Genomic DNA, 9145 nt, shown 5'->3' with positions numbered 1-9145 from the left:
TGTGAAAGCTATAAATCATCATGAAGTTCTATCAATTGATTGAAATATTGCCACGTGTCTATGTATCGTGTTGATTATATAAAAGGAGTGATTGAAATGGCTAAAAAAGCACCTGATGTTGGGGATTACAAATATGGTTTCCACGACGATGATGTGTCCATTTTCAGATCAGAACGCGGATTAACAGAAAATATCGTAACTGAGATTTCAAAAATGAAAGAAGAACCTCAATGGATGTTAGACTTCCGTCTAAAATCTTTAGAGTTATTCTATAAAATGCCAATGCCACAATGGGGCGGCGACTTGTCAGAGTTAAACTTTGACGATATCACTTACTATGTAAAACCTTCTGAACAAGCAGAACGTTCATGGGACGAAGTACCTGAAGAAATCAAACGTACTTTCGACCGTTTAGGTATTCCTGAAGCAGAGCAAAAATATCTTGCTGGGGTTTCTGCACAATATGAATCAGAAGTTGTTTACCAAAACATGGAAGCTGAATTAGAAGAGAAAGGTGTTGTCTTCAAAGACACTGACTCTGCATTACGTGAAAACGAAGAATTATTCAAAGAATACTTCGCTTCAGTAGTTCCAGCTGCAGATAACAAATTCGCAGCATTGAACTCAGCAGTATGGTCAGGGGGTTCATTCATTTATATTCCTAAGAATATTAAATTAGATACACCACTACAAGCATACTTCCGTATTAACTCAGAAAACATGGGTCAATTCGAACGTACTTTAATCATCGCTGATGAAGGTGCTTCAGTGCACTACGTTGAAGGTTGTACAGCACCTGTGTACACTACAAACTCACTACACTCAGCTGTAGTTGAAATCATTGTACACAAAGATGCACACGTTCGTTATACTACAATTCAAAACTGGGCTAACAACGTTTATAACTTAGTTACAAAACGTACTTTAGTTCATGAGAATGGTAACATGGAATGGGTTGACGGTAACTTAGGTTCTAAGTTGACTATGAAATACCCTAACTGTGTATTAGCTGGTGAAGGTGCGAAAGGAAGTACACTTTCAATCGCATTAGCTGGTAAAGGACAAGTTCAAGATGCGGGTGCGAAAATGATTCACTTAGCACCAAACACATCTTCAACTATCGTCTCAAAATCTATCTCAAAAGATGGCGGTAAAGTTGTTTACCGTGGTATCGTTAAATTTGGACGTAAAGCTAAACGTGCACGTTCAAACATCGAATGCGATACTTTAATCTTAGATAACAAATCAACTTCAGATACGATTCCTTATAATGAAATTATGAACGATGACATTTCATTAGAACACGAAGCGAAAGTATCTAAAGTATCAGAAGAGCAACTCTTCTACTTGATGAGCCGTGGTATTTCAGAAGAAGAAGCAACTGAAATGATCGTAATGGGCTTCATCGAACCATTCACAAAAGAACTACCAATGGAATATGCCGTTGAAATGAACCGTCTAATCAAATTCGAAATGGAAGGTAGTATTGGATAGCTATAAACCGCGTGGTTGTGCGATTCTTATAGTCGGAAAATGGCTAATGATACCATTTTGATACCATTTACTCATCAAAAATGGCTATCGCATCATGCTTTTTCTGGGTGTATAAATGGCTGTAAGTGCCCATCGTTTCAGTGATTTGAGCGTGTCTCATGAGTGACTGTAAAACGAAAATATCTACACCATTATTCGCAAGGTATGATGCATAAGAATGTCTCAGCGTGTGTATGTTATAATGTGGGAAAGCCTTTTGAAATTTTTTATGAACATGACTATAATGTTTAGGTGCAATTCCACCAAAAATAAAATAGCTACGTTCATCAAAATATTTGTTAGCCGCTTTTTCACGTTGGTAGCGATCAGCTAACATTTGGTTAATAAATTTAGGTAAGGGGACAATATCTTCAGAGCTTTCAGTTTTAGCTCTGGGATATATAGTCCGATTAGAGATGTCCATAGTTTTGTCTATGGATATCTCTTTTTTATATTTATTAAAGTCTGTCCATACTAACGCCATTGCTTCTCCAATGCGCAACCCGGTATAAAACATCAACTTAAATAATTCTTGATAATCTTGTTCCTCCACTTCTTTTACACGCTCATCAAATTCTTCTCTTAACATATATTTTGGTTTAGGTTTAACACGTGGAATCGGTTTGATTGAGATAGTAGGATCTATACGCAAACCGAAATATTTTTTAGCGTAGTTGATAACTACTTTGAACCCAGACCATATTGTGCGTGCGGTGTTAGTAGAAGGAATATTATCCATTAGATACTTTCGGAACTCTTGGCATTGATTCTGAGTAATCTTATTCATATTAATGTGACCGAACTTATTTTTAAAGTGTCTGTTATATTCATTGATTTTACGTTTTTTAGTTTTAGGTCTTAAGTCGCTATGTTCTAAATAATGCTTAAACACATAGTCAAAGGTATTCGAATCGCTATAACTCTCATTAATATCATTTAAAAACGCAGCTTCTGCATATTTAGCTTCTCTTTTAGTGTTATATCCTCTTTTCATTTTACGTTTGTTATTACCGTAAACATCTTTATATCTGATAGAAAAATACCATTTGTTTGTACTAACGTCTTTGTATACTGGTATTTTTACTCATTCCTCCTAAAAAAAGTAAAAAATAATAAGGGTACGGTGGTGTACCCCGAATTATTGATTTGTTAAGTTGTCACAATTTTACAATTCATCATAAATAGGATTGTGAATTTCAAGCTTCAAAACTTTATTGTCGGCGTCGATATAAAAGTCACTGTTATAATTTATTTTATTTACTTTTAACATGCCGTCATTATCTCTCACATACAATGCAACATCGTCGTCTTGGTCGATAATCACTAGAGTATTCTCATTGGTTAGAATCTCATGATCTCCTGCGTATTTTACTTTTATAAGCCAATCGTTAAATTTCATTTTATGTTCCTCCTTAATTTTTAAAATAGGTTTTCTTATCTTTTTTAATGAGTTTTTTTAATTCCCTTTCACACAATATTTTCTCTAAATCCTTATTAATTTCTCTAATATCTTTTTGGTTATTTATGTTCATCGCTCTTTTTCTTTTATTCAAATACTTACACATAAATGTTCCCTCTTACGTCCTAAATCCAAAAGTAATATAGCTTAAATCTATCCTTACTATTCAACATATAGAAATATGTTATAATCAAATAAAAAAAGTAGGTGCTATTTTGGAACTAATTTTATTAATATGTAGTTCTGGTGTCGCAGGATTATTCACATATATTTACTTAGATTACTTGTCAATTTTTGATACAGAAAAAATTGAAATAAAGAAAATGTTTTCGGTGCTATTCTCTTTAATTAGTATTGGTATATTCATGATAGTTCTTTATTTTATAAACTACATTCATATATACAATTTTCTCGGGATAATAATAGCGTTAATAATTTCCTTTATTGTGATAAATGTCTTAAATAAATCAGCTTATCCTTATATGATAAAAAAATTTAGAAATAAAATGAATAAGGAAAGAGAATCTAATAATCTAAATCCATTAAATGACAAACATGCTATAGATACAATTTTACAAACTTCAAATATGTTTTATATAGAAAAATATAAAGATAATGAACACCCTATTTATCAAGGAATATTACTTAAACATGAAATGACAAATGATTTAGATTCAATATTTTCAATTAGGCCTACACCAATAATAAAAAATCATGAAAAAGTTATTAAAGAGTATTATTATCAACCTAAAAACACAGATGAATATTATAAATTTTATGGTTTAAAAAACTAATGATGCTTTTTAAATTCTTTACCAAACAATGACTCCATTGTAGATTCTGTAGGTTCTTTAAACTCTGTTGTGCGATTATTATAACCTTTTCTTATAGGTTCATTATTTCTTTTCTCATGACTTGACCCTCCGCCACCACGATGATCTGGGTCATTAGGATTATATTGTTGTTTTTTCTTTTCATTACTCATAATATCACCACCTTACAGCGTCTACTTATGTAGACGTCTTTTTTATATTCTTTTTGCTATTTCTTATTTTGAATTAGATCAGTGGTTATAAACAGCGTTAATATGATTGTGAAAATCAATATACTGATAACTGCTATAACTCTAGCAACAGGACTTTCGTTATAAATAACAACATAGAATCCTTGGTAGAAGAAATAAAGATATAGAGGCATTAATGCGATGAGAGTTTTACTATGCTTTGTCATTTCGTATTCCTCCTTCGCCCCGGAGTGGAGGGGGTATTTTGTTTACATTTACAGTGTGCCAAATCTATCATTAAAAAGGTCGACTAATGTTTGAAATTACTTTTCTTTTCCTCTTTTAAATCTCGCCTTATTTTCTTTTTATATGAAATTTCTTCCAAGTCTTCTTTAATCTCTCTTACTTCTTTCTTGTTGTTTATGTTCATCGCTTTTCTTAATTTCTTCAAATATCTATACATAATGTATCTCCACTCCCTTTGTTTATTCGAATTTTAAGAGAAATAATATAGTTTGAAGTTGCTAGCAGGGTATATATACAGTTATCATTTTATAGCTTCCTTTGATAAGGGATAAAAAACAGGGCAAGTGAATGCCCTGTTATTCTGGTTTAATTTCATAAACATAGCGCTTGTTAGAGAATGATGTTAGGGGCTGGAACTCTAGCTCTATTTTTTCTGGATTACCATTGATTGCGAAACCTTCAGACCCGCTAATTTCTCTATTAGGCGATAACGAATCCATTAATTGATTATTGATAGGGTATGATTTAGCTTGTTTTCCATCTACATAAACTTTTACATCTCCACCCACTGGAATTTCCTTTTTAGAATTGTTCTTAACCGTCATATCAACTTTTAAGACTTTATCGGCTTGAACATCTGCAAATTCATTTCTTTCTTCTGTATAAGCAGCATTATCTAACGTGAATGAAACGCCATCTATTTCAGTAGTTTCTCCTACAGTTTTAATTTTTGTGTTTTTATCTTTGTTGAGTGTACCTTCTTCGTTTATTCCTTTGTCAACTTCATTTACAAAAGCTCCGGTACAAGCTGTTACACCAACAACAATTAATAATAATAAACCTAAACAACCACCACAACCCCATAACCATTTCTTTTTTGATTTAGCAGATTGTTCTTTTTTATACTTCTCAAATTGCTGTTGTTGTCTTTCTAAAAGTTCTTCGTTTGTTAATTCCTTTTCGTCTGATAAATTCTTCACATTACTAATCTCCTTCATTTAATTTTTTATATTTAAAAACCTGCAATGGCTCAAAACGAATGAGATAACCATTATGGCAGGTTGATAAACCGAGTTTATTTTTGTAATGTTGTAACACTGTATGTACGTATTCTTCACTTAATTGAACATATTCAGCAAATTCATGTAAGTTACTTACTCCGTATTTATATGCGTCTATAATCTTGTTTAAAGATATAGAATTTTCATAACCATGTCTTCGTGCGTAATTTTCGAATTTACGGTTATTGAAAGTTGATTGATCAAGTATGTTTCCATGCGTAAATCTATGATGACCTAATTCTTCAAAAAGGTTTTCTAATTTCTCAGCATCACTAAGTTTTTTATCTATAAGAATTAAATTATCTGAATAAAAACCTTTATAGCCATCAGGTAGATGAACATGGTCTTTAATTTCTACATAATCAATTTCCATTAATAAATCTTCATAACGTGACAATAAAACCAATCCCTTTATTTATCTTCGTTTTTAAATCTTTCTACTAAACTCATGATGTAATCTATATCTTCTTGTTTTAACTCACCTTCAAGGTGTGCGGCCATCGTTTGAGGATGGCTTCTTTTCATTTCTTCTAGTCCACTTAATTCATCAAGCGAAACATTAAAGTAGTGAGCTAGTGCACTTGCGTGGTCCATTGAGGGACTAGTTATCCCTTTTTCCCATCTGTCTATTGATGCTTTTGAAAATTTAACTTCATAATTCGCATTAAGTCTATCGCTTAATTCTTTCAAAGATAAGTTGCGTGATTTTCTTAATTTACTTAGGTTGTCTGAGAAATTTGTCATTTTTGTACTCCTTGTTTGTTATTTACAAACTTATTATATAAGTTTTTTCTCATTTTTGCAACACATTTAACGAATTTATTTCTCAAAAATGAAATTTATTTGTTGACATAGAATTAATTGGTCTGTATAGTAATTAGTGTAATCTCATAAATGAGACGAAAGAGGTGAGAACAACATGAATAAAAAGAGATATCAAGATTTGAGGAATTTCATAGATGCTAGTCAGTATTCTCATAAAGATGTTGCCAATATGATTGGTATGCATCCAGCACGCTTTAGCCAGAAGATTAATAAGAATAAAAGTAACTTTACAATCGACGAAGCTAGTGCAATATGCGAAGTGTTGAACATTAGTATGGATGAATATTTTTTTAATCAAAACGTCTCAAAAATGAGATGTAAAACTATACAAACAACTTAATAGGAGGAAATCACATGCAAGCATTACAAGTAATACAAATTGAAAACAACTCGGAATTAGGAGCAGTCGTTTCTAGTCGAGTAGTAGCTCATGAATTGAAAAGAAGACATGACAATGTAAAACGTGATCTAGAACAAATTTTAATGTCCTCAAATGTGAGTGCATTAATTGTTCCTAGTAACTATAAAGATTCACGTGGACGAAAACAGAAGGAATATCTCTTAACTAAAGACGGTTTCATTTTATATATGTTCAATATTCAAGGTCACAACGATTTTAAAATGGCGTACATTAATAAATTTAATGAAATGGAACGACAAATCGCACAACCTATCGCAAGTTATATGATAGATGATCCAGTTAAGCGTGCTGAATTGTGGATTGAGGAGCAGAAAGAGAAACAACAGTTACAACTTGAAAATAATATGCAGAAGCAAAAGATTGCTGAATATGAACCTAAAGCATCTTACTTAGACACAATTTTAAACAACAAAAGTTTAGTGACAGTAGGTCAGATTGCAAAGGACTATGGTATGTCGGCTCAAGCACTCAACAAGTTGCTGCATGAATTGAAAGTACAGTACAAACAATCAGGACAATGGTTACTTTATTCAAACTTACACGACAAAGGCTATACGCATTCATCAACTACAGAAATTGAACATAAAGACGGTAGCACATCAGTACGTATGAATACTAAATGGACGCAAAAGGGCAGACTGTTTATTTACGACTTACTTAAAGACAACAACATCCTACCCACAATCGAGCGGAATTAAAGGAGGTGGAGCAAAGTGAATATTCAAGAAGCAACAAAGTTAGCTATGGAAAGAGGTAAACCAATTTATCGCTCATCTGAATTTGAAACATTTAGAAAACCAGGAGACAACTTAGAACTTTTACCTACAAATAGTTATGGATACGTAGTTGTGAAGCCAAGGCAAAAAGCCTTCTACCCATTGTGGCAACCAATGGCAGAAGACTTATTAGCTGATGATTGGGAAGTGGTGGGTCTAAAAAAGAATTAACTTTTTCAATTCGTTAATCCGTTTTAGAACTTTATTTAGGTTCTTTGTATAACGATTTTGCATTTCAGCTATAGCTAATGGTTCAAGAATAAATTCCGGATAACCATCCATTGTAGGTTTCGGTGTATTTAAATAACCGTGGTTTGAAAGTTCCATTAAAGCTAAATGAAAATCTTCTGAATTTATACCAATAAAGTAATTATCACGAACACTATGTTCATCTTCAAAATATCTTGCTTCTCTTTTTGTTTTACCATCTTGAATATCGTCTTCGTAACAACGATAAAGTTGAAGTAAAACAAACTCGGCTTCATTAGTAAGCACAATATCACCTCCTTCTATGAGGAGTATATCAGAAAGGAGCATACACAAATGCCTGAACCAAACAAAAAACCTCAAACTACTCATGGCAGTGAGCAGAATGAGGCGTTCACTAAAGATGGAATTAAAGCTAATGTAATCATTACTCATTAATAACTTTGACTTTTTTGCCATCTTCTAAAATTTCAATGTCACGATTAATTACATTGACTAAAGATTTACCCTCACTGTCGAATTGCTGAGTGACTACAGTATTGTCAGCATAAATGTAAGTAGTAAGTTTTCGTCCGTCTTTAAAAACGTATTCATCTACTAAATATTCTTTAGTTGGATGCATTAATTCGTAATCGCCATAGATCGTAGACATCATAACACCTCCTTCCACTAGGAGATAACAACATTATACACGAAAGGAGGAAGAAAAATGTTCGAACTCAAAGCAATCAAAATAGCACTCCCCTTATATATCGTTGCAATGATATTAGAGAAAGTGCTGAAAAGAAAAGACCATGGAATTAAATTATCCGTGAATAAAAAATGTGTTTCTATAAAAAACTTTTGAATTAAAGAACGTAATTATAGATTACTCATCAACAACGAGTTCTTGAATTAGATCCACTAAAGCAACATGTTCAACATGACGAGTTACTAGTTGTTTTAATACAAATGATTTTGCTTGTTTATCAAGATTAGGCAATTCGTTATCAATTAAATAAATATAGGATTGTTTAGTTTCGAAATCATTTTCATGTTGGTTAATAGCAGACTCTAACTTAGATTTATAAATTTCAAAAAATTCATCTTTAGTCATAGTTATCACCTCCTTAGGTTGATAACAACATTATACATGAAAGGAGACGCTATTATGATCATCAATTATTTAAGTATAAAAGATATACAGATACTAGCAGGTGTTAGTAAAAGTAAAGCATCCACCATTGTTAGAGAGTTAAATAGCCAACTTGAAGAAGAAGGCTTTATTGCAATTAGAGGAAAACTTCCTATCCAATTAGTGAGAGAAAGATTCCCTTACTGCGATTTATCGGATGAAGTAATTAAAGAGTTAAAAGAAGCTAACATTTAAATAGGAGACATATAAATGAAATCATTCTGGATCGCATACGCATTCTGCTTTGTAAGCACATTCACACTGACACTTATCACACAAGATTTCATCATATCAGCAGCGTGGTCATTGCTTTTATCGTTAGCAGTTTATCTGTTCTTCGATGTCTGGTACTTCAAAGAAGATGAAACAGAAGGAGCGGTCGATGACGGCGAAGAGTATATTACTTTATTTACGATTAAGTATTAAAAAGACTGCTAGCA

At 32.4% G+C, this 9145-nt stretch carries 19 protein-coding genes; 8 read left to right on the top strand and 11 right to left on the bottom strand.

The features are described 5' to 3' along the window. The first annotated feature begins 96 nt into the window (after positions 1-96). Positions 97-1494, top strand: coding sequence for a Fe-S cluster assembly protein SufB (sufB, locus tag MUA87_RS10020; RefSeq protein WP_002481616.1), 1398 nt, complete (start codon positions 97-99; stop codon positions 1492-1494). 67 nt (positions 1495-1561) lie between these two features. Here sufB and MUA87_RS10015 read toward each other — a convergent pair whose 3' ends face one another. From MUA87_RS10015 to MUA87_RS10005, 3 genes are all read right to left on the bottom strand, one after another. Next, the gene (locus MUA87_RS10015) at positions 1562-2611 is read right to left on the bottom strand and encodes a site-specific integrase (RefSeq protein ID WP_096754537.1); all 1050 of its coding nucleotides are present in this window, start codon (positions 2609-2611) and stop codon (positions 1562-1564) included. Positions 2612-2698: 87 nt separating this feature from the next. Continuing rightward, positions 2699-2932, bottom strand: a complete 234-nt coding sequence (locus MUA87_RS10010; RefSeq protein WP_096754538.1) for a hypothetical protein — start codon at positions 2930-2932, stop codon at positions 2699-2701. A gap of 13 nt (positions 2933-2945) precedes the next feature. Next, a complete protein-coding gene (locus MUA87_RS10005; RefSeq protein ID WP_156423344.1) occupies positions 2946-3098 on the bottom strand; it encodes a hypothetical protein in 153 nt (50 codons plus the stop codon). A 109-nt stretch (positions 3099-3207) separates the two neighbouring features. Here MUA87_RS10005 and MUA87_RS10000 point away from each other — a divergent pair, with 109 nt between their 5' ends. Continuing rightward, positions 3208-3786, top strand: a complete 579-nt coding sequence (locus MUA87_RS10000) for a hypothetical protein (RefSeq protein ID WP_060804170.1) — start codon at positions 3208-3210, stop codon at positions 3784-3786. Here the strand turns inward: MUA87_RS10000 and MUA87_RS09995 are convergent. The 5 genes from MUA87_RS09995 to MUA87_RS09975 form a co-directional block, all read right to left on the bottom strand. After that, on the bottom strand, positions 3783-3977 hold the full coding sequence (locus MUA87_RS09995; protein WP_096754540.1) for a hypothetical protein: 195 nt from the start codon (positions 3975-3977) through the stop codon (positions 3783-3785). The genes MUA87_RS10000 and MUA87_RS09995 overlap by 4 nt on opposite strands. 328 nt (positions 3978-4305) lie before the next feature. Continuing rightward, positions 4306-4458 (bottom strand): hypothetical protein, encoded by a 153-nt coding sequence (locus tag MUA87_RS09990; RefSeq protein WP_023015327.1) that lies wholly within the window; start codon positions 4456-4458, stop codon positions 4306-4308. A gap of 139 nt (positions 4459-4597) precedes the next feature. Beyond that, positions 4598-5221 carry a DUF4352 domain-containing protein gene (locus tag MUA87_RS09985; RefSeq protein WP_233666562.1) on the bottom strand — a complete coding sequence of 208 codons (624 nt, stop codon included), beginning with the start codon at positions 5219-5221 and terminating at the stop codon, positions 4598-4600. Positions 5222-5225: 4 nt separating this feature from the next. Beyond that, positions 5226-5699, bottom strand: coding sequence for an ImmA/IrrE family metallo-endopeptidase (locus tag MUA87_RS09980; RefSeq protein ID WP_105978170.1), 474 nt, complete (start codon positions 5697-5699; stop codon positions 5226-5228). Positions 5700-5713: 14 nt separating this feature from the next. Further along, positions 5714-6046 (bottom strand): helix-turn-helix domain-containing protein, encoded by a 333-nt coding sequence (locus tag MUA87_RS09975; RefSeq protein WP_105976067.1) that lies wholly within the window; start codon positions 6044-6046, stop codon positions 5714-5716. A 175-nt stretch (positions 6047-6221) separates the two neighbouring features. On the opposite strand from MUA87_RS09975, the gene MUA87_RS09970 reads away from it, so the two are divergent. From MUA87_RS09970 to MUA87_RS09960, 3 genes are read left to right on the top strand one after another with little or no spacing between them, the layout of a single operon-like run. Then, positions 6222-6467, top strand: a complete 246-nt coding sequence (locus MUA87_RS09970; RefSeq protein WP_105978171.1) for a helix-turn-helix domain-containing protein — start codon at positions 6222-6224, stop codon at positions 6465-6467. A 14-nt stretch (positions 6468-6481) separates the two neighbouring features. Next, the gene (locus tag MUA87_RS09965) at positions 6482-7246 is read left to right on the top strand and encodes a phage antirepressor KilAC domain-containing protein (protein ID WP_262550687.1); all 765 of its coding nucleotides are present in this window, start codon (positions 6482-6484) and stop codon (positions 7244-7246) included. A 15-nt stretch (positions 7247-7261) separates the two neighbouring features. Further along, positions 7262-7495, top strand: a complete 234-nt coding sequence (locus MUA87_RS09960) for a Thoeris anti-defense Tad2 family protein (protein ID WP_030058915.1) — start codon at positions 7262-7264, stop codon at positions 7493-7495. Here the strand turns inward: MUA87_RS09960 and MUA87_RS09955 are convergent. Both MUA87_RS09955 and MUA87_RS09950 read right to left on the bottom strand, forming a co-directional pair. Further along, positions 7481-7819: a hypothetical protein gene (locus MUA87_RS09955; RefSeq protein WP_058714326.1), complete on the bottom strand. Its 339-nt coding sequence runs from the start codon at positions 7817-7819 to the stop codon at positions 7481-7483. The two genes, MUA87_RS09960 and MUA87_RS09955, sit on opposite strands and share 15 nt — an antisense overlap. Before the next feature lie 139 nt (positions 7820-7958). Further along, positions 7959-8183 (bottom strand): hypothetical protein, encoded by a 225-nt coding sequence (locus MUA87_RS09950; RefSeq protein WP_105978173.1) that lies wholly within the window; start codon positions 8181-8183, stop codon positions 7959-7961. Positions 8184-8240: 57 nt separating this feature from the next. On the opposite strand from MUA87_RS09950, the gene MUA87_RS09945 reads away from it, so the two are divergent. Next, a complete protein-coding gene (locus tag MUA87_RS09945) occupies positions 8241-8378 on the top strand; it encodes a hypothetical protein (RefSeq protein ID WP_158257837.1) in 138 nt (45 codons plus the stop codon). 21 nt (positions 8379-8399) lie between these two features. Here the strand turns inward: MUA87_RS09945 and MUA87_RS09940 are convergent, their stop codons facing one another. After that, positions 8400-8627, bottom strand: a complete 228-nt coding sequence (locus MUA87_RS09940) for a hypothetical protein (protein WP_023015315.1) — start codon at positions 8625-8627, stop codon at positions 8400-8402. Between the two features lie 54 nt (positions 8628-8681). On the opposite strand from MUA87_RS09940, the gene MUA87_RS09935 reads away from it, so the two are divergent. Further along, entirely contained in the window at positions 8682-8900 is a 219-nt protein-coding gene (locus MUA87_RS09935; RefSeq protein WP_105978174.1) for a hypothetical protein, read from the top strand. Between the two features lie 15 nt (positions 8901-8915). Then, positions 8916-9131, top strand: a complete 216-nt coding sequence (locus tag MUA87_RS09930) for a hypothetical protein (RefSeq protein WP_105978175.1) — start codon at positions 8916-8918, stop codon at positions 9129-9131. Positions 9132-9145 lie beyond the last annotated feature (14 nt).

Origin of the sequence: Staphylococcus simulans (assembly GCF_025561465.1) — a bacterium.
GTDB lineage: Bacteria > Bacillota > Bacilli > Staphylococcales > Staphylococcaceae > Staphylococcus > Staphylococcus simulans.
Note: the sequence above shows the minus strand (reverse complement) of the source record. Positions and strands in the feature narration are given on the sequence as shown.

Bases quoted from the DNA above. Each gene is read 5' to 3' on its own strand.
- sufB (WP_002481616.1), top strand. From the start codon at position 97: ATGGCTAAAAAAGCACCTGATGTTGGGGATTACAAATATGGTTTCCAC.
- MUA87_RS10010 (WP_096754538.1), bottom strand. From the start codon at position 2,932: ATGAAATTTAACGATTGGCTTATAAAAGTAAAATACGCAGGAGATCAT.
- MUA87_RS10005 (WP_156423344.1), bottom strand. From the start codon at position 3,098: ATGTGTAAGTATTTGAATAAAAGAAAAAGAGCGATGAACATAAATAAC.
- MUA87_RS09995 (WP_096754540.1), bottom strand. From the start codon at position 3,977: ATGAGTAATGAAAAGAAAAAACAACAATATAATCCTAATGACCCAGAT.
- MUA87_RS09990 (WP_023015327.1), bottom strand. From the start codon at position 4,458: ATGTATAGATATTTGAAGAAATTAAGAAAAGCGATGAACATAAACAAC.
- MUA87_RS09975 (WP_105976067.1), bottom strand. From the start codon at position 6,046: ATGACAAATTTCTCAGACAACCTAAGTAAATTAAGAAAATCACGCAAC.
- MUA87_RS09970 (WP_105978171.1), top strand. From the start codon at position 6,222: ATGAATAAAAAGAGATATCAAGATTTGAGGAATTTCATAGATGCTAGT.
- MUA87_RS09965 (WP_262550687.1), top strand. From the start codon at position 6,482: ATGCAAGCATTACAAGTAATACAAATTGAAAACAACTCGGAATTAGGA.
- MUA87_RS09950 (WP_105978173.1), bottom strand. From the start codon at position 8,183: ATGTCTACGATCTATGGCGATTACGAATTAATGCATCCAACTAAAGAA.
- MUA87_RS09945 (WP_158257837.1), top strand. From the start codon at position 8,241: ATGTTCGAACTCAAAGCAATCAAAATAGCACTCCCCTTATATATCGTT.
- MUA87_RS09940 (WP_023015315.1), bottom strand. From the start codon at position 8,627: ATGACTAAAGATGAATTTTTTGAAATTTATAAATCTAAGTTAGAGTCT.
- MUA87_RS09935 (WP_105978174.1), top strand. From the start codon at position 8,682: ATGATCATCAATTATTTAAGTATAAAAGATATACAGATACTAGCAGGT.
- MUA87_RS09930 (WP_105978175.1), top strand. From the start codon at position 8,916: ATGAAATCATTCTGGATCGCATACGCATTCTGCTTTGTAAGCACATTC.